At 47.0% G+C, this 19,728-nt stretch carries 14 protein-coding genes; 8 read left to right on the top strand and 6 right to left on the bottom strand.

Going from position 1 to position 19,728, the window contains the following annotated elements:
- Positions 1-31: 31 nt before the first annotated feature.
- Positions 32-2,659, bottom strand: coding sequence for a WG repeat-containing protein (locus RT717_RS22470; protein WP_317488594.1), 2,628 nt, complete (start codon positions 2,657-2,659; stop codon positions 32-34).
- A gap of 168 nt (positions 2,660-2,827) precedes the next feature.
- Here RT717_RS22470 and RT717_RS22465 point away from each other — a divergent pair, with 168 nt between their 5' ends.
- Genes RT717_RS22465 through RT717_RS22440 form a run of 6 tightly spaced genes read left to right on the top strand, consistent with a single transcriptional unit; the run spans position 2,828 to position 10,931 of the window.
- Complete coding sequence (locus tag RT717_RS22465) at positions 2,828-7,114, top strand: hypothetical protein (protein ID WP_317488593.1); 4,287 nt, start codon at positions 2,828-2,830, stop codon at positions 7,112-7,114.
- Complete coding sequence (locus RT717_RS22460; RefSeq protein ID WP_317488592.1) at positions 7,101-7,508, top strand: gamma-glutamylcyclotransferase family protein; 408 nt, start codon at positions 7,101-7,103, stop codon at positions 7,506-7,508. Before RT717_RS22465 ends, RT717_RS22460 begins: the two co-directional genes overlap by 14 nt.
- On the top strand, positions 7,505-8,557 hold the full coding sequence (locus tag RT717_RS22455) for a mechanosensitive ion channel family protein (RefSeq protein WP_317488591.1): 1,053 nt from the start codon (positions 7,505-7,507) through the stop codon (positions 8,555-8,557). Before RT717_RS22460 ends, RT717_RS22455 begins: the two co-directional genes overlap by 4 nt.
- Positions 8,558-8,615: 58 nt before the next feature.
- On the top strand, positions 8,616-9,545 hold the full coding sequence (locus RT717_RS22450; RefSeq protein WP_317488590.1) for a polysaccharide deacetylase family protein: 930 nt from the start codon (positions 8,616-8,618) through the stop codon (positions 9,543-9,545).
- 21 nt (positions 9,546-9,566) lie between these two features.
- On the top strand, positions 9,567-10,442 hold the full coding sequence (locus RT717_RS22445; RefSeq protein ID WP_317488589.1) for a hydroxypyruvate isomerase family protein: 876 nt from the start codon (positions 9,567-9,569) through the stop codon (positions 10,440-10,442).
- 18 nt (positions 10,443-10,460) lie between these two features.
- Positions 10,461-10,931, top strand: a complete 471-nt coding sequence (locus RT717_RS22440) for a hypothetical protein (protein WP_317488588.1) — start codon at positions 10,461-10,463, stop codon at positions 10,929-10,931.
- On the opposite strand, the gene RT717_RS22435 is transcribed toward RT717_RS22440, so the two are convergent.
- A complete protein-coding gene (locus RT717_RS22435; RefSeq protein ID WP_317488587.1) occupies positions 10,928-11,962 on the bottom strand; it encodes a hypothetical protein in 1,035 nt (344 codons plus the stop codon). The two genes, RT717_RS22440 and RT717_RS22435, sit on opposite strands and share 4 nt — an antisense overlap.
- Before the next feature lie 222 nt (positions 11,963-12,184).
- Here RT717_RS22435 and RT717_RS22430 point away from each other — a divergent pair, with 222 nt between their 5' ends.
- Positions 12,185-12,598 (top strand): hypothetical protein, encoded by a 414-nt coding sequence (locus tag RT717_RS22430; protein WP_152000772.1) that lies wholly within the window; start codon positions 12,185-12,187, stop codon positions 12,596-12,598.
- A gap of 32 nt (positions 12,599-12,630) precedes the next feature.
- Entirely contained in the window at positions 12,631-14,046 is a 1,416-nt protein-coding gene (locus tag RT717_RS22425) for a L,D-transpeptidase family protein (RefSeq protein WP_317488586.1), read from the top strand.
- A 13-nt stretch (positions 14,047-14,059) separates the two neighbouring features.
- Here RT717_RS22425 and RT717_RS22420 read toward each other — a convergent pair whose 3' ends face one another.
- The 4 genes from RT717_RS22420 to RT717_RS22405 all read right to left on the bottom strand — a co-directional run bounded on the left by RT717_RS22420 (position 14,060) and on the right by RT717_RS22405 (position 19,709).
- Positions 14,060-14,590: a DUF4136 domain-containing protein gene (locus RT717_RS22420; protein ID WP_317488585.1), complete on the bottom strand. Its 531-nt coding sequence runs from the start codon at positions 14,588-14,590 to the stop codon at positions 14,060-14,062.
- Positions 14,591-14,766: 176 nt separating this feature from the next.
- Positions 14,767-15,333: a gluconate 2-dehydrogenase subunit 3 family protein gene (locus RT717_RS22415; protein ID WP_317488584.1), complete on the bottom strand. Its 567-nt coding sequence runs from the start codon at positions 15,331-15,333 to the stop codon at positions 14,767-14,769.
- Positions 15,334-15,344: 11 nt separating this feature from the next.
- Positions 15,345-17,045 carry a GMC family oxidoreductase gene (locus tag RT717_RS22410; RefSeq protein WP_317488583.1) on the bottom strand — a complete coding sequence of 567 codons (1,701 nt, stop codon included), beginning with the start codon at positions 17,043-17,045 and terminating at the stop codon, positions 15,345-15,347.
- A gap of 114 nt (positions 17,046-17,159) precedes the next feature.
- On the bottom strand, positions 17,160-19,709 hold the full coding sequence (locus RT717_RS22405; protein WP_317488582.1) for a M14 family zinc carboxypeptidase: 2,550 nt from the start codon (positions 19,707-19,709) through the stop codon (positions 17,160-17,162).
- Positions 19,710-19,728 lie beyond the last annotated feature (19 nt).

The raw sequence follows: 19,728 nt of genomic DNA, 5'->3' as shown, positions 1-19,728 counted from the left end.
CACTTTTCGCTTGGTTTGTTAGCCTGAGTGATTACTGGCAGAAAATTTTGTCATACTCTTCTCCCCGAAAGGCTTGCGATTTGATGGGATTGCCTTTGGCATCAGCGTAAACTACCACATAAAATTCGGCTTCCCGCACATGCTTTTCGGCGAAATAAAGCGGGAGAGTGTCGCTTCCAAGGTTAACAAGGTCGTTGTAGGTGGGGGCAAGCACCACGCCATTTTTGCTACTCAAAACCCCATATCCATCGTTAGTGTATATTTTCAGTATCTTTTCTTCATTGTCGTCTTTCACCACCTGAAAGTTGATGAAAGGCATATAATATGTTTTTTTCCCATCAAGGGACGTGATGCTCCACAAGCCTTCTTTCTGCGCCATCACCAGGGAGTCGGTCCAAACCTGCACCTTCTCATACTCAAAAGGAAGCACAGTCTTTCCTTCAAAGTTGGTTAGGCCGGTTGCACCTTTGAGGGTGGTAGTGAGCAATTGGTCGTTAAAATACCTCGCACGGGTTTCATATTTGGGAGCTGCCAGAGCGCCGGTGGCCAGGTGATAGCTGCCAAATTTGCCGTCGAGCAGTACGGTTACCAGCCCTTCTGCATCGGCCTGCCCAATTCCGTCGTATTTGATGGCAAGGGTTTGCTTGCCCGTGGTGTCTACAATGCCTTGCTTCCCTCGGTTTTCAACAACCAGGTAATTGGGAGAAAGATAACGAAGTGAGCCTTGTTTTAACTCAAACAGAAGCTTTCCCTGCATGCTGTAAACCTTTTTCAGTTTGCTATTTTCTATCACCAAAAACTGACTTTTGCTGTCATAATTGTCCTTTCGGTAGGGGTCGCCAAGCACATACACCTTGTCGCCTTTAGTGAAATCGACTCTGGTGCCGTTGTAAAAATGGGCAGTGCCTTTTAGGTCCTTGAAGGTGAGAGCAACGTCTTCATTGATAAGTTTTGCTGAGTCGAGTCGGAAAATAATGCCTCTTGCGCTTTGCTTGTTAACAAGCGCCCATGCGGTGTCGCTTTTCCATGCCAGCCATTGGGAATTGAATTCAACTTCAGGAAAAAGATTGTCAGAGTATTTTCGGGTGTCGTTATAGAAAATACGATAGCCAAAAGGCTGCTTCACGAGCCAGTTGTCACCCATAGGATAGATATTTTGAACACCCATGGGAATAACGACTTCCTGGTTTTTGTCGATGATGCATTCTGAATCACCATTGTAGCCAATCATGTCACCATTAGGCAACTTTTCCAATTCCTCATAAACGAAAGAAAGCTTCAGCTCTTCCTGATTGGCAATGGCAGCAATTTTTTTGATATTGGTGAAGGCCAACAGGTCATCTTTTATAAAAATCCAAAATTGGCCTTCCACAGTGATGTCATCATACTGCGGGGCGATAAGTATCCGGCCATTGTAGGAAGCCAGGCCCGCCTTTTCGCCTTTTGAGATCAAAAGCAGCCTGCTGTCCAGCAGCGAAATATCGTCATATTGCCGGGGAAGAATCTGGTAGCCAGATTTATGCCAGACTCCCATTTTTCCTTCCGAGCCTGCCTTGATCAACCCACCACCGATACTCTCAACAACGTCAAACTCTCCTTCAGTAATGATGCCGCCTTGACGATTAATAACTTTGTCATCCACCAGCAAAAACTCACTTACAATGTCACCACATAGGTAGTCGGTACTTATCGATGAAAAGGTAGGCCCAAACAGCACAGCACCATTTGGCTTCAAAAACCCATACTTTTCGTTTTCGTAGAAGGGCACCAGATAGATGTTTTCAAGCTTGCGCAGGTTGTCGAGGGAGTCCTGAATGGCTCTGGTGGGTGTATAACGTGAGTAGTATTGAAAGTTATAGGCCGCCTGATCAATAGCGAAGATGAAGTCGAAGGCCCTTTTTTTCATGTGCGAGTTGGGGTACTCTGCCATGAACCTGAGGTACGATTCGGGTTCGTTGGCCGCAGTCATGATTTCGAATATTTGCTCTTCAGCCTCCTTTCTAAATGGCGTAGCTGGAAAATTTCGAAGGAAATCTTTGAAGCTGCTTAGCTTTCTGTCTTTCGTGAGGTCGTTGAAAATAAGCACTTTATACCGTTCTTGTGCTTCAGGTACCTGTTCAGCCTCGGGGTAGGCTTCGTAAAACCGCTGGTAAGCCTGCCAGGTGTTAACTTCAGAAGCATCGCTAAAGGCGACACTATCTCTTTTTGTTCTGGCAAGGGGCACCTTGTCGGCATCGGCGAACTGCCTCATGAAGCTTTCGTAAGCGACCACATCACCTTGTGCAACAGCTCTCAGAAACGCCAGGCTGTCTACCCGCTCCTTTTGTACTTCAAAAAGAGACGGGTAAAATCCATTCTTGACACTTTTTCCCTGCTCTTTTTCAGTAAGCAATGGCCAGTCGACCCTTGCTGCAAGTATATATTTTTGAGCACTGTCGATACTGTAATCGGGAAGTGAGTCAATCGTGTAGATAAGTGAGTAGAGATAATTGCCCCCGGGGTTAACGATGTCGTCCTGTAGCGATTCTATAACTATTTCTCTGGCTTTGTCTACATCGCCCTTGGCTAGCGCCTTGGCAGCTTTTTTGTTCTTATCGGCATGCAACGAAAAACTTATCAGCACTGTCAGTACTAGCAAGAAGGGTTTGTGCATTTTCATAAATAGTCGATACCGATTTATTTTAGCTGATCTCAATTACTATAGACTGCGAAATTACTAATTTTATTGTGGCTAAGCAGACAACACCACTTCTCTTTGTACTGAATGATTAGCAAATTTCAGTATTAGTAAGTATTTAGAAAAAACCTGATGGCTATGGTGTAATTTATGAAGCTTCCCCGCCCACCCCGAAAACAGACACGGCTTTCAAGTTATCTGCTGAAGATTACTCTCATTACTTCTTTATCGGCAGTTGCTCTTTACTTTTTATCTATTGGCACCCTCAGGGAGATGGCTGTGAAGCTTGCCGGAACAATCATTGTGCAGGTAGTGGAGGAGGAGAGCAATGGTTTTTACGGCGTTAGCTTCGACAAAATTGAGATTGACCTTTTCAGGCGGCAGATTAACTTCAGCAATTTTCGGCTGAGCGTAGACTCGGTATCGCAAGGCCGGTTCCATTCGGGAGAGGATACCAGGGAGAATATGTATATCACGCATATCCCGCTGCTGACGTTGAGAATTAAAAGCCTTTATGACCTTTATCTGAATCGAAATCTTCAGGTGGCAGCAATAGATATTCTCCAGCCAGACATCAAGTGGTACAAAAACCCGAAGGAGGAGAAGGCCGTTACTTTGTCGTTGGAAGCCGGAGATTTTTATCAGCTGGTAACTGACTACCTCAACCACTTTGAGATCACCGACTTCAAAATCACTGAAGGCTATTTCACGTATATTAAAAATCTGAATGATGTTCAACAGACCTACCTGGTAGGCCCGGTCAATGCCTCAGTTGATAACTTCGAGATAGGGCAGTCGGTGAAGAAGGAAGACAGGTTTTTGAACACCGAAAAACTTTTGTTGCAAATAAGCAAGCAAAGCGTGAAGTTGGCAGACAGCATTCACGTAGTAGAGTTCGACGACCTCTCCCTTTCAACCGAGACTTCCGACATTGTATTCACCAACCTGAAGCTTAAACCAAGGGTAGAAAAGCTGCCAGTGCCCGACAGTGTAAATAGCTACGAGGTTTTCATTCCTAAGTTCAGGCTGACAAACGTCGATTTTATTCAGGCCTACAACGATAACATCCTTCAAATAGGAGAAATATTTTTTGAAGAGCCTGCCATCAATATTAATGAGGTAACCAGGGTTACCAGAAAGCGGGGAGAAAATCAGGAGAGCACTTCCATTGTAGAGCTTCTCACCTCTCTTTTCGATGTGATTGAAGTTCAAAACTTTGACCTTGACAGGGCCTTGTTGGATCTCAAGTTCTATGGAGGAAAGAACCAGGATCGGTTTACGGTGCAAAATGCCAGTGTGGGCCTCAGAAAGTTTCGAATAGACACCAGTACCGTTATTTTCAGTCGGGACAACAAGATTTTTGAGCATATTGATTTTACGGTTGACGAGTACGCTTACTTTCTGCCAGACAGCATTCACCGATTGTTTATTAAGAAATTCCGGTTTTCGACGCTCGATTCCATTATCCGTGGCGACAGCCTGGTGATTGCACCAATACAGGGTTTGAGCCAGAGGTGGTTTGCCGAGAAGGCTGACATGCAAAAGCGATTTTATGTACCTGCTTTTGAGCTTAGTCAGGTGGAGCTATGGAACGGTTGGGAAAACAAGGAACTTGTGGTTGGGAAACTCGAGATAAGTAGCTCCGAGTTTTTTCTGAAAAGGCTCAATGACCCAAAGAAAAAGATTGGGTTTCGAGAAATAGCCAACTTTTACCCCTATATCAGCCATATATTCTCAAGCCTGTCGGTGGCCAAACTTCAGGTAGACAAAAGTGAGGTGTACTTTTACGATAGAGAAAAACAGCGGTTCAGTTCGCCGGAAATCGAGGTGTTTGCAAGCTCCTTCCGGGTCGATAGCCTTACTCAGCTCGACTCTACAAAATTTTTTCACGCCGATGACCTGGTTGTGAAAGTGGGGCAATCCCGGCTGCTTTTTCCTGACGACTCCCACATTCTGGAGATTGGAGATTTCAGTTTTAATCCGATCAAGGGTAATTACATCGTTGAGAACGTGGTGGTAACGCCCTATACGCCATCGGGTTGGTCGGCTGAGGGTAAAATCAGACAGATGAAAATGACCGGTTTTTACCTGAAAGAGTTTCTGGTAGAGGGTGAATGGCTGGCCGACAGTGTAATGCTGATAAACCCCGATATCAGGATTAACTCATACCAGAGGCGGAAAGGCCTGAAAAAGGCGTCGCTGGGCAAAGTGGAGGTAAAGAACCTGGACATCTATCGGGGCAATCTTTTTGTGAACCTAAGAGACACCTCTTCGCTGCAACTTTCCGACTACTCAATTGGAATGACTGGCGTTGGCTACCAAATAGGACGCACTACTAATTGGCATATAGACGATGCAAGCACAACTATTGCCGGGCTCAAAATTGCTTTGCCGGGCAAGGTGAACATGGATGTGAAAGATATCAAAGCGTCGCTTAGTGACTCCACTTTTACCACCCTCGATTTTAGCTATACATTGCCACCGGGAAAGGGGCTTGCCAGGCTTGTTACACCCAGTATTGACATCAGCGGAATAGATGTACTGGCGGTTATAAAGGGAGATCATATTAAGTGGAATGAGGCAACTTTCGGGGGAGCAAGCATCGAATGGGCGATCGCAGGAGGATCGCCTGAGGAAAAAGGAATTGAAGCCGCAATTAATAACGTAAAAACCCGGATACTTGGCGGCTACGACTATGTGAAAGGAAATGAGATACACTTTCCCCTGCGTTTGCTCACAACCCGACAGGACACCATTTCAAAAAGGATTAGCAATATCACTTTTGACCTGGGTGACATTTATTTTGACAAACAATCTACTGTTGCCAATTCGCCCATAGGTTTTGCCCGGGATATATCTATGGAGACAAACCAACAGGATTTTTCCTGGCTGGATGGGTTCGATACCTTTACTTTGAACAGGTTGTTGTTGAGCACAGCCGACAGGAAGATTTCTCTATTGGACTTTCGTGTGGCAACAGACAGGGAAGGTAAGTTTATTGCTATGGCTTTTGCTCCGCAACTCGATATTTCGGGGTTGGATTTAAAGGAGCTGCTGCTGAGTGGAAATTTTTCGGCAGACTCGATACAGGCCAGGTTGGATTTTTTGGCCATAGATGATAGAAACACAGGAGCCCCGAAAGGCGGCAAAAGTAAGCCAGCAAACGGAAACGCCGCACTAGGTAATTTGGCAGTGGGGTATATTAACATCGACGGCGACAAGCTAAGCTATCAGAATGACGCAAAGAACCGTTCGTGGGAGATTCCTTCATTCGAGATACAGCTCAGGGGCTTCCTGATGAATGAAAATCAGAAGATGAAAGAGGATCGTTTGCTGTTTAGCGAAGCTTATAAGGTGTCGCTGGACAATATCGCTTTTCGTTTGCCCGATAGCCTCTATAGAGTTCAAATTGACAGACTTTCTATTAACTCTCAAGCACCACAGGTGGTGATTGAAGGACCCACCGTGCTGCCGTTTTATGGTATGTACGAGCATGCCCACGTGGTAGGGCATCAAACTCCCTGGGTGCAAGCGAAGGGGCGACAGATAGCTTTGTATGATCCTAACCTTTTCGGCTTGCTTCAGGGGGATGAAATTGTTGCTCGCAAGGTGGAACTAAGCAATTTTTACGTTCGGATGTTTAAGGACAAACGGCTGCCGTTTCCGGCTGACCAGATAAGAAGCTTGCCGCAGCTCCAGCTTTTGGAAATGAAAATGCCACTGCAAATTGACTCACTGTTGCTCACAAATAGCGCCTTGCTCTATCTGGAATTTGCCGAGGATGGCACCGAGCCGGGCGAGCTGATGATTTCGGAACTCAGCGCACGGGGAACCAATATTACCAATAAGCCTGAGGCCATTGCCCGCAATGCCTATGCTAATTTGCATGCGCAGGCACTTATGATGGAAGCCGGGCAGCTCAAAGCCGATTTTGTATTTGACTTGACGAGTAAGGCAGGCACTCACTATGTGACAGGAAGCGTCGGCCCAACGGATCTTCAAAAGGTAAATTCATTTCTTGTGCCGATCACCTTTGTGCAGGTAAGGGACGGTAAACTCAATGAGGCCTATTTTAACTTTGAGGCCGACACTTCGGTGGCTGTTGGAAACATGGATTTTCTTTACAACGATTTAAAGATAAACGTGCTAAACAGAAAAGAGGAAAAACAGGGAACCGGGAAGGCCTTTGAAAGTTTTTTTGCCAACGCATTTATCGTTTCCTCCAACAACCCTACTCTTTTCTCTACCCGCCAGGGTGGGATCTTTTTCGAAAGAGATACTTCAAGAAGTATTATTAATTATTGGTCAAAGGCGTTTTTAAGTGGCGTTATCAGCAGTATCGGCGCCCGAAGCAATAAGGATAAAATCAAACATTGGCAGGAGGAGGTGTACGAGAAGAATGCCACCCAGCAAAGTGGAACAAATGAAGAAAAGTGATTTGATCTTTGTTTACGGCACACTCATGTCGGGTTTCGAAGGGCCTTATGCAGTTTTTCTCAGGAAAAACGCTGACCTGCTGGGAGAGGCCAGCTGTAGTGGGTACCTTTACCGTGTTTCCTGGTACCCGGGCCTGGTGTTGTCGCCTGAAGCACTCGCCTTTGGTGAATTGTATAAGATCAAGGAATCGTCGGGGATAACTTTTTGGGCTACCCTTGATGAATATGAGGGGGTTGACCCAGCGCTATTAGTAGGCGATGAATATATCAGAAGGCAGGTAGACGTGCGAATGGATGGCAAAGCGTTTACTGCCTGGACTTATTTATTCACTGGCCCGAAAAAAGGAAAGCCAATTGCCGGAGGCAGATTTTATCCAGATACAAGTGAACTATGACGGATTTTCTCAATAAAATTCCTTTGCCATTACTCATCATTGTAAGTGGGATTGTTGGTGGGCTGATCCTGAGGTTTTTTATCGTTCTAAGCATAAAACTAGGGCTGAGAGGAAGTGATCAAACTGACTTCATCAAATCACTCAGAAAGGTAAAAACTGCCAGCCTCACTTTGGTGCCTATATTAGTAATCTTCCTGACTTTCACTTTCTACGATCCTGAAGACACCTTCCACAACTGGCGGCTGCTGTTTCAGATATTGCTTATTATATCGGGTACCTGGTTTCTTATCAGGTTAACCAAGGTTTTTCAGGATATTATTCTCAGCCAATATGACCTAGCGAAGGATGATAATATCCAGGAAAGAAAGGTCATTACCCAGCTCACGTTTATGAAAAAGCTGGTCATTGTGGGGCTGTGCATCATCGCTTTATCTGCCATTTTGCTAAGTTTTGAGGAGGGTAGGAAATTTGGTGCCGGACTTATTACATCTGCCGGCATTCTCTCTATCATTGTAGGTTTAGCTGCTCAAAAGACTATTTCAAACCTGCTTGCGGGGCTGCAAATTGCTTTTACCCAACCCATCAAAATAGACGATGTGGTGATAGTGGAAAAGGAGTGGGGCAGGATTGAGGAAATTAACCTCACTTATGTGGTAGTGAAGATATGGGACTTGCGAAGGCTGGTGGTGCCTATCACTTATTTTGTGGAGCAACCTTTCCAAAACTGGACAAGAACCGAGGCCAGCCTGATTGGTACGGTGTTTATTTATACCGATTTCCGACTTCCTCTTGATCCGCTACGTAAGCAGCTGGTAAAATACCTGAAAACGGATCCTCTCTGGGACAAAGAGACACAGGTTGTTCAGGTTACGGACACCACAGAGTCCACGATGTTGGTGCGAGCCCTGGTTTCTGCCCGCAACTCGTCAGATGCCTTTGACCTGCGGTGCAATGTGCGGGAAATGCTTATCACCTTTATTAAAGACAACTACCCACATTATCTGCCAACCACACGGGTTTTGATGGAGCCTGCGGATAAAAAGGAATAAAGCTTTTGAAATAGGGGAATAGGTGATAATTTGATAGTTGATTATTACACCCGCTCTCATGATTTCAAAAAAGGTACTGATTTTTTTGTGTCTATTGGCAGCCACCGTTGCGTGTCAACCACCCAATACAGCAGAAAAGCTGGGTTATCCGGCTGACACCAAACTCTTGATCATTCATGCCGACGACCTGGGAGTGGCACATTCACAAAATGCCGCCTCTATTGAGGCTTTTGAAAAAAGCGGCATCAGCTCGGCCAGCATCATGGTGCCGTGCCCCTGGTTCCCTGAGATAGCGAGATACGGAAGAGAACACCCCGATAAGGATCTTGGCCTTCATCTTACGCTGACAGCCGAATGGGAAAACTACAAATGGGACGGAGTTTCAATGCCATCACAAATTCCGAGTCTTATCGGAGCTGATGGGTTCTTCTATCCTACTTCAGAGGAAGTGGCGCAGAAAGCCAAACCAGAAGAGGTGGAAAAGGAAATAAGGGCACAGGTGCAAATGGCTATCAACGCTGGCTTAAAGCCTTCGCACCTCGATTCTCATATGGGGAGCCTGTTTCAAACTCCTGATCTTTTCAAAATATACCAGAAGGTGGGGAAAGAGTTTGGCATACCTGTGATGATCCCCGCCGGATTGTTAGAGGCAGCGCCACCACTTTTTGAGGCGATAGATGAGGTTTTTGTGCCAGTTAACCGTCTATATATGATGGGGGAGGGTGTGGCCGCCGACCAGTGGGGCAGCACCTACACTGGCTGGATGAAGGAGCTGCAACCCGGACTTAATGTGTTGCTGGTGCATCTGGCTTATGACGACGACGAGATGCAGGCAGTGACAGTCAATCACCCCGACTTTGGGGCGGCATGGCGGCAAAGAGACCTCAATTATGTGCTGAGCGATGAATTCAAGGAAGTGCTCAAGAGTGAGGGCATTCAGCCGGTGACCTGGCGACAGATACAGGAAATAACTTTTAACCAGAAATAGCCTACTTAAAATATATTTACCATGAACATTTCGAGAAAAGAAGCATTAAAAAAGATGGCCGTCTCCTCCCTGGGAGTGGCGATGGCGCCATCTATCATAAGCCAGGCGGCTCCAGCAACCGGCAAAGCAGCACGGAAGGGCAATATCAACCACTCTGTGTGCCAGTGGTGCTATGGGAAGAAAACAATAGAGGAGCTTTGTGAAGCGGCTGTTGATATAGGGATTAAATCGGTGGAACTGCTGGGGGAAAAAGACTGGCCTACGCTGAAGAAGTATAACCTGCATTGTGCCATGGCTTATGGCTCGAACATTGGGCTCAACAAAGGATTCAACGACCCCAGCCTGCATGCTGAGCTTTTGAAGCAGTTTACGGCGTCAATACCAAAAGCAGCCGATGCTGGATTTACCAATGTGATTACCTTCTCCGGCAACAGAAATGGCATGGACGACATGGTAGGCCTGGAAAACTGCGCCAAAGGCCTTGAGCCCGTGATGAAGGTGGCCGAAAAATACGGCGTAACCATTAGCATGGAGCTGCTCAACAGCAAGCGCAATCACCCCGACTACATGTGTGACAAGACCCCCTGGGGCGTGAAGCTGGTGGATAAGTTAGGTTCACCAAACTTCAAGCTGCTGTATGACATCTACCACATGCAGATCATGGAAGGTGACGTAATTGCCACGATCAAAGAATTCCACCCATACATCTCGCATTACCACACAGGTGGCGTACCGGGCCGCAACGAGATTGACGAAACACAGGAGCTTTACTACCCGGCTATCATGAAAGCCATTATCGAAACAGGCTTCAAAGGCTATGTAGCGCAGGAGTTCATTCCTAAACGTGACGATGTGTTTGCCTCGCTGAGACAGTCGATTGATATCTGTGACGTTTAATTAATTAGAAACACACGAATGGAAAGAACGATTCTTCTGGGACTTGGCAATGAGGGCTTTTCCTTAAAGGCTCAAAGAGGACTTTATTTTTTTCTTGGCTTAATGTTTTTCCTTCAGGGGGCTTTCTCTTTTACCAGAGAAGCCCCTTTTTCAATTTGGAATATACTTTTGACTATTGCGCAAGTCGCCGGGGGAGCTGTATTCTTATTCTTTAGTTTTTCGATGTTGTCCGTGTCTTCAAAATTCTCACCTAAGGTGAGGCTCACTGAGGAGCTCATAGAGTTCAGATTAGGCTTTTTTCAAGCCAATATTGCCATCACATGGGAAAATATCCGGGCAATTGAGATCCGAACCTATGGTATGAATTTTCAGCTTGAAGAAAGTGAACGAAGAATTGACTATACGGCATCTGCTGAAATATCAAAAGAGATAAAAAACGCCATTAAGGAGCTTGCCGAGAAGAAAAACATTGTGGTACATTGGGCCTAATTAACCATTTTTTCCACCCCCACATAGTACAAATCAAAGCCACCTTTGCCACCCGGCCTGTTCGACGAGAACAAGAGAAGATTGTTGTCAAAGCCCGTATCGTAGGTCAGGATCACAGGCCTGTATTCATCAAATTCCGTATTGATACGCTCCCCGAAATTGACCGGCTCTGACCAGGCATTTCCTTCGTAAAGACTGTAGTACAGGTCAAAGCCACCATAGCCACCGGGTCGGTCAGAGGTAAAAACCATTACCCTGCCATTAATAAAGGCACATTTGTCGTTTCCTTCGGCGCTGCTGATAGAGAGTTTCTCAGGTGCAATAGCCTCGGCATATGATAGTGAATCAATGGGGTCGTCAATAGTCAGGTCGATTTGATAGAAATTATAGACACCGTCCTTGTCTGTGCAATAAATCAGCTTCTCTACTGTCGTGGGATCCGTAGCATACCGGGATTCCCATTTAAAATTTTTGCCAAAGAATGCTGGATAAAGCTCATTGGCTTCCGTGTTAACCATGGCGAGGCCAATGGGCGACGCTGCTGCTACCTGACTGCTTTCGGTGGGATCAACATAAGTAAATTTGATATCAAAATTGCCGGCACAATCATTAGCATACAAGAACAAATAGGTCAACTGGGTGTTGTTGTTCACCTGAGTTTCGTAAGTAAATGAGTATGGCCCCAGTTCATTGCAGAATGTGTTGACAGAGTCGAAGAGGGAACGCATTGGTAGCGAAGTGCCCCGGGCCTTGTTTACATCAATTGTTAAATGTTCCGCAGCATAATCCCATTGCAAAATGAGGTTCTTACCAACAATGTCGTAATGATTTACATCTCCCCTGTTTGATGAGAAATGAAACATGTGCTCATCGTGAATTACAGGAAGATCCATGTTGTAGTCGTCTTCACTCGAGTTGACGGCTTCAAAGTTGACCACGTCGTCAGGAAAATGGCCTTCCGAATATTTGTTGCTTTTGTCGCAAGAGGAAGCGATTAGCAGGATGAAGAATAGTTTGACGAGAAATTTCATATTTTAAATATAGTTCAAACGCAGGACACGTATGGATATTGTGTCTTTGCCTTAGACTTGTCAAGTGCCTTGTTGAGAATAATCCCTTGACCAGAATCACCATTTCCCACTGACTTCTATCATCCAATGGCGGCGCCTAAAAAAGTAGTTTTATATGTCATCAGGTCATCAGCAAGAGCCGATTGCCTGGAGGACAGGAATAGAAATTAAACACGTACAGCCATGACTACCAATTATCAAAAGATTTACGAACAACTGGGCAACCTGTTTTTTGCCATCGCTATGGCCGACAACCACCTGAAACACAAAGAGGTGGAAAAGCTGAAAGAACTTGTGAATAAAGAGTGGGTGCCTTTGGAGCATTCAACAGATGAGTTCGGCACTGATGCCGCCTATTACATATACATATCGTTTGATTACCTGACCGACAGTTTCACGACAGCCGAGGAGGCCTTCAATACATTTAAGGAGTATTATGAAATACACAAGGCAGTATTTAGCGAAAAATTGAAGGCCAAGATACTAACCACGGCGACTGATATTGCGGTCTCTTTCAGAGGAATAAGCAAGGCTGAGCATGAGTATTTGGACAGGTTGGAGCACCTGTTTGAAGTGAAGGCGTCTCAGCTGAAGTGAATAGCGGAATTTTGGGCGGTAAGTGAAGAGAAATGAGAAAAAGGGTCACATACCACAGTGCAGTGTTTATCGCCATTTTAGTGGCGTGTGTTCTGGTAGTGCTCAACAGTTGCCAACCAACAGCGGGCCATGTGCTAGGTGGCCCGGACGATTCCCTGGAAATTGGAGTGGCTGCCACGACAGTTGATACCACCTTGCTCAAAGAATATGGCCTGAATTCGACATCGTCCGTTTTGGCATTCTACAAAGGCAACGGTGCTTCGCTGGCCTGGTTCAGCGACAGCAATTTGTTGCCAGCTGCCGATTCGATGCTGGAGGTGGTGAGGGAAGCGGAGAGCTATGGGCTGTCACCGGAAACCTATAAGTTGGCTGAGTTGGAGGTTTTGCGCAACGAGTTACTGGTTTTTCAGTTTACAACACCCGACAGACTGGATATTCTCCTAACCGATGCATTTATTTCTATGGCCAGACACCTTGCGCACGGTATTTCGAGGCAAGTAGCCAGTACTTCTGAAACGGATGTAAGCGATGCCAGGCTTTTGAGTGAGGCACTGGCGAAAGGCGAGATAAGGAAGTCGCTGGAATCGCAAGAGCCTTGTGGTGAACAATACCTTGCCTTGAGGAACGAGCTGAGAAGGCTTTTGATCCAGCGGCTGGCGACACCGAATGATTTACCTGATGTTAACAGCAAAATTTCAAAGCTAAAGATCAACATTGAAAGGTGGCGCTGGGAAGCTGGCCCGCAGCCAGAAAGGTATGTGTTCATAAACATTCCGGCCTATCAGTTGTCCGTGATAGAAGGAGGCGAGGCTGTACTCCAGTCGAGGGTGATAGTGGGTGCTAAAAGTACTCCCACGCCAGTGCTGGAAAGCAGCATCTGGTGCTTTACCATTTACCCCTATTGGACAGTGCCAAGGAGCATTGCTGTAAAAGAGATTTTGCCTAAGATGAAGACAGACAGCGGCTACCTCAGCCGACATCTCTACGAAGTGCTCGACTACAAAAACAACCTGGTGGATACGAAGGCCATTGACTGGTCTCAGTACAACGAAGATAATTTTCCCTACTACATCAGACAGAAAGAGGGAAGGGAAAATGCCCTTGGAGTTGTGAAATTCAGGTTTGAGAACCCCTATGGGGTTTACCTGCACGACACGAACGCCAGGCAGCTTTTTTCGAGAAAGGACAGAGCGCTGAGCCATGGGTGCATTCGCATGGAAAAGGCTGAGGAGTTTGCCTACTATCTGGTGAAAAACGACTCGGTCTACAGCAATCCGATGCTATTGGCACAGTATTTCAAGCTGGCGAGGCGAACAGAAATCAGCGTGATTCAGCCTATCCCCATCTACGTGAGGTACTTTACCGCCTGGGACGAAAACGGGCAGATAGTTTATTACCCTGATGTCTACAATAAGGACGGTCGGCTGGGTTTCAGGGAGGTGCTGTAAGTGCAAAGCAGGCTTACCTCTCTTTCGGAGGAAACTTCTTTAGCACGATACCGATCCCTTTTCGAAGGTTCCTCTCGGTCATCTCAGGATTTAGTTCCAAATAACGGCTGGCGCTGGAACGCCAAATCATCTGGCCCGTTTCCCTGTCAGCAATGTCCATAATGAGGGTGCCTTCGAGGAAGTAGTATACGTCGGACTGGTCAATGGGGTCAAGCTGCAGAAACCTGTCTTCTTCAAATCTGTATACGTTGGTTTGCCTGTTCTCCACCGTTACGTGAAAATCGAGCAGGAGGTCGGGACTTTGATCGTCGTAAGTAAAACCCTTTTCGGCCATTTCTTTGATGATGGCATTTTTGAGGTTGTTAACAACAGCGCTGTCGTTCATGTAACTGGGGCCTGTAAAGGTGAACTCGCACCCTTGCAGCCAGCAAAAAGTCTTGTACCGGCTAAAATCGGCCTGCCTGTCGAATGACGTGCTGACTTTGGTAGCGCATCCGCCCAGTGCAAGGCTCAAAAACACGATCCATGCGATTAACTTGTTCATTGGTTTTGCTTTAGAACCCAACTTAACGAAGTGCTGGTGGCCATTGAATGACAATTGTCAACTCAATACATGCCTTTTGTTTGCAATAGGGAGCTGGCAAAAAAGCAGAAAGCCCGGTGAACAGCCGGGCTTTCCATATCCAAAATCATAAATTTCAAATCAGCAATCCAAAATTCTTAAGTCGCCCAGGTTTTTCCCACTTCTGAAAATGGAATGCATCCTTCGTACCTGCCAGGAATGGCTTCATAACGCAATACTTGCGTAGCGCCGATTTCCGAAGTAAAGAAACCAAGCAGGGTCAACTCCTTCATCGAGAGAAACCATGGTCTTTCACCCCCACCTGCACTGCTCAGTGCAGCTGAGTTCTCAGCTTTGATCACTTCCAATTGCTTGGCGGCATCCAATTGACTGAAAGGGTCACCCTCTTTGTCTTCCACCTTCTTGCTGAAGGCAGCCAGGCCATCCATGAATTTCTTCACGTCGGCAGGCTTGTATACCTCATGCACCATTTTTTCAATGAAAGCAGGCACTCCGGCATCTTTGGCGCCGGGTGTGCCAGTGGCTGGGATGATGGTTTCGGCAATGGCCTCCAGCTCTACGGCCTGCTCTTTGGTCACATACTTCGGCGTCCAGTAAAGGTTGGGCTCTGCTGTGCATCCATTCAAAATACCCATTATCGCAGGAGCTGAAACAGATGCTCCCATGAAAAGGGCCGTCTTTTTTATTAGTTCTCTTCTGTTCATGGTTGTTCTGTTTACAGGTTTTGCTTTTTCATTTCCTTCACAGCATAATCGGCCGCTCTGGCAGTAAGGGCCATGTAAGTAAGCGACGGATTCACACAGGAAGCTGAAGTCATGGCCGAGCCGTCAGTAACGAACACATTTTTGCAGGCATGCACCTGGTTCCATTTGTTCAGCACTGAGGTTTTCGGATCACGACCCATTCTGGCCGTACCCATTTCGTGGATGCCCAGCCCAGGCCCACCCGCATCGTCGTAAGGGGTGACGTTTTTCAAACCTGCTGCTTCAAGCATGGCCACGGCCTGTTCTTTCATGTCGACCCGCATTTTCAACTCATTTTCTTTGATCTCACAATCAAAAGTCACAGTTGGCATGCCCCACTTGTCTTTCAGGTCGTTGTTCATCACCATTTTGTTTTCATGGTAAGGCAGCATTTCACCAAAACCGGTAAGACCCATTCCCCATTTCCCGGGTGTCATCATTGCTTCTTTGAGTTGAGGCCCTACTTCCATTTCGGCCACACCACGGCCCCAGCCATCACGGCTGCCACCACCCTGGTAGCCATAGCCTCTGATGTAGTCCTGCTTGTCGCTTCCGATGTTTCTGAAACGTGGAATATAGATGCCGTTTGGTCTGCGACCTACATAGTACTCATCTTCAAATCCGTCAAAATCAGCCCTTGCACCTACACGGAAATGGTGATCCATCAGGTTGTGCCCAAGCTCACCACTGTCGTTGCCAAGTCCGTTAGGGAATCGATCCGAAATGGAGTTGAGCATGATAGACGTGGTATTGATGGTGGAGGCATTGAGGAAAATGATATTGGCAAAATACTCAACTGTCTCAAGTGTTTCTGCGTCGATCACTCGCACACCAGTAGCCTTGCCTTTTGCCTCATCGTAAATCACGGAGTGAACGATGGAGTTGGGGCGTAGCTCCATATTGCCGGTTGCTTCTGCGGCCGGTAGTGTTGATGCATTGCTGCTGAAGTAGCCGCCGAAGGGACATCCTCTTATACACAGGTTACGGTACATGCACTTGTGGCGGCCGTTGTGATCCTGAGTAATGTTGGCCGAGCGGCCCATCGTCATGATCCTGTCTTTAAAATTGGCTTCGATGCCCTGCTTTACATGTTTTTCGATGCAGTTCATTTCCATAGGAGGGAGGTACTTTCCATCGGGAAGTCCTATCCAGCCATCGGCAATACCATTTACGCCGATGTATTGCTCTGCGTAGTCATACCATGGTGCCATGTCGGCATACCTGATAGGCCAGTCTACTGCAATTCCGTCTTTGGCGTTCGCCTCAAAGTCGAAATCACCCAGGCGGTAGCTTTGGCGACCCCACATGATCGAGCGGCCTCCCACATGATAGCCTCTGATCCAGTCAAATCTTTTAACTTCTGAGTAAGGCTGGTCGGTATCTTTAATCCACCAGTGTTTGGTAGAGTTTTTTACGGTGTAGCCTGTTCTGTTCTGTTTTTCGTAGTCTTTTTGCTCTTCGGCGGTAATCCTATCGCCATTTTCAAGCTCCCAGGGATTCAGGTTCATCGTTGGGTAGTCAGCAACGTGGCGCACCATTCTGCCTCTTTCCAACACCAATGTCTTGAGTCCCTTCTCTGTGAGCTCTTTGGCTGCCCACCCACCGCTGATGCCGGTTCCCACCACAATCGCATCGTAGGAGTTTTGCTGCTTTGCTTTCAGGTTCAAATTCATGAGATAAGGATGTGTAGTTTAAATATTATGTATCCGTTGTAATCAATTCAAAATATAGAAAATCTTTTCGGCTTACCCTTTTAAAACATACTAAAATCAGGGCCAGGGCCGGAATTAAGGTACCGAAATGGTGCTTCCAAAGAACAGCGCATTCAAAAATAGCTTGTTGGTGCCATACCAGTAGCCTCTGAAGTTGCAGTTGTCGGTGAACAAAATAGTTCTGCCCCGGCCGCTGCCATCAAGTAGAATCGAAGGAGAATTCTTCACCTTCTCAACATTAGAAGGGGTGACAAAACCAGCCAACCATGGTTGAGCGGTGTACTGCGCCGCCGTTCTGAACGGGCTTTCACTTGGCTTCAGAAAGATTGAGCTGTTCCGGTATACCGGCAGTTTCTTTGAGGTGTATCCAAAGGCAATTGGGTTGGTTAAATCGATGTCAGCTTCGAAAATCACCCCGCCGATGCTTTGAGCGCCGTAATAGTTACGGGCGTCTTCATAGTCCATTCTCCCCGGAGTCTTTTCGTCTTTGCTTTCTGCCAGTTTTTCTTTTACCAGGCCTTTGGAGATCGCCCATTTGGTAGCCCCTTTTTGAGTGATAAGCGTTCCTCCACCACGAACCCAGGCTTTCAGGTCTTCAATGAAACTATCTGACACATCATTGTACCGTCCGTTCACCAGGATCACGGTGTTGTAGTCTGAGAGCCTCACCTGTCCTATGTCGCCTTTGTCCACTTTTGTGATGGGCATGCCGATTTTGCTGTCGAGCAAATGCCACACTTCGCCAGCTTCATAAAGGAATATGCCTTCACCGATAACCATCAGCGCTTTGGGAAACGTAACGGTTTCGAAGCTTCTTGAACCAAGCCCGACACCTTTGTCGGTGTAGCCAGTGGCCGTTGCATCAAACGTCAAGCCTGAGAGCTCACTTGCTTCTTTTACCAGGGAAAAGAGCTTGTCTGCATCCACATTCTGATCGGCAACTGACACGAGTATCGAGCCATAGGAGTAATTCTTTTCAGCGCCTTTCACTATGGCTGAAAAAGGCTGGTAAGCTACTTTGGCAAAAACGCCGTTTTTTAGCAGATGATAAAGTGCCTTTGGTGCCGCATATTCTCTCCAGTCAAGAATGTAGGCATAAGAAGCCTTTTCCACAGTTGGCTTTGCCGCTGGAACTGCTGTCAGCTCTGTACCAAGAGCAGGTGCTTTGGCTTTGATTTCAGCATGTGGTAGTCCGTAGGCCAGTATCATCGTCCACGTGGAGGCGTCGTAAAATACCGAGTCATCGTATTGTTTCACCTTCTCAAAAACAGAGCGCACCATGCGGTATTGCTTCTGGTTGGTAGGTACGAGGTAAGATTTTCCGCTTTCGAAACGCTGCCCCGACAAGGTTTGAGTTGTTGGATTCTCATACACCTTTACGTGGTGCTGAAGCAAAAGATCAACGAAGGCATTGGTTCTTCCGCTGTCAAAGTTATCGCCAAACACATAGGCTTTGATAGGATCCGCAGCGCCCTGCTTTACGCTTTCTTCGAAGAACTCCTTCATGTGGCGTTGAAAGGTTTCTTTTTCCTTTACCACACCTTTCACTGTCGCCAGGCTGGTAGCTACGTGGTTGCGAATGGTGAAGGAAAAGGTGATGTCCTTAGTGGTGGTGTGCTGCAGGTGCCCACGGCTACTGGCTTGCTCGAAAGTTACACCGAGGCCGCCATGTATGTCGGCATAGGTGGCTCCGTAACCTGGGTAGGAGTTGTCGTACTGCTCTCTTAAAAAATACAGGGAGCCGAGATCGTCCATGGACTCGTGAAAATATTTGGCCATGACAGGATTCAATACATCATAGTTCTTGCGGCCTACCACAGGATTTTCTGATCCATAAGGCTTCGTTGGCTCGAAGAAATAGGTGCTGTTGGTACCCATTTCGTGAAAGTCGGTCACCATGTTCGGGTACCACTTTTGGTGCCACTTAATTCTGTTTTGGCTTTCGATGTGAGCGAGCGGTAGCCAGTCACGGTTGAGGTCGTACCAGTAGTGGTTGGTTCGCCCGCCGGGCCACACCTCGTTGTGCTCCCTGTCGATCGGGTCGGCCACCGGTGGAAAGCCTTTGTGCATATTGGCCCAGTTGGCATGGCGGTCACGGCCGTCAGGGTTGAGAGATGGCTCGATAAAGATCACCCCGTTTTGACGGTATTGCTCAGCCTCGGGCTCGTTGGAAGCCACCAGATAATAGGCTGTGAGCAGGGCAGCTTCCGCTGAGCTTGGCTCATTGCCGTGCACGTTGTAGCCCAGGTGAATGATAGCAGGTATTTTGCTGATGTCAGGAATCGGCTGGGCCGGGTCTGTCAGCTTGAGGTGCTCCGTTCGTATGGCTTCGAGACGGCTAAGATTTGCCGGACTGGAAATGGTGAGCACCACCTGCGCCCGGTGTTCATAAGTATAGCCGATATTTTGAACCGTGGCTCTGTCGGAAACGGCTGCTAGCTTTTCCATATAAGCCACAATATTGTCGTGGCGGGTATGCCATTCCCCGATAGGGTAGCCAAGAAATTCTTCCGGGCTGGGGATGCTGGGGTCAAAGTTTCCGTGTTCCGGAAAGAAATACTCGTTTTGGGCCTGAGCTAACCCTGTGAATACAAAAGCAAATAGTAGTAGAAATAAACGCTTCATAACCGTCTTTGTCATGGTG

Origin of the sequence: Imperialibacter roseus (assembly GCF_032999765.1) — a bacterium.
In the GTDB taxonomy this organism is placed as follows: Bacteria; Bacteroidota; Bacteroidia; order Cytophagales; family Cyclobacteriaceae; genus Imperialibacter; species Imperialibacter roseus.
The sequence above is the reverse complement of the archived record's forward strand: the minus strand, read 5'-3'. Positions and strand labels throughout refer to the sequence as shown.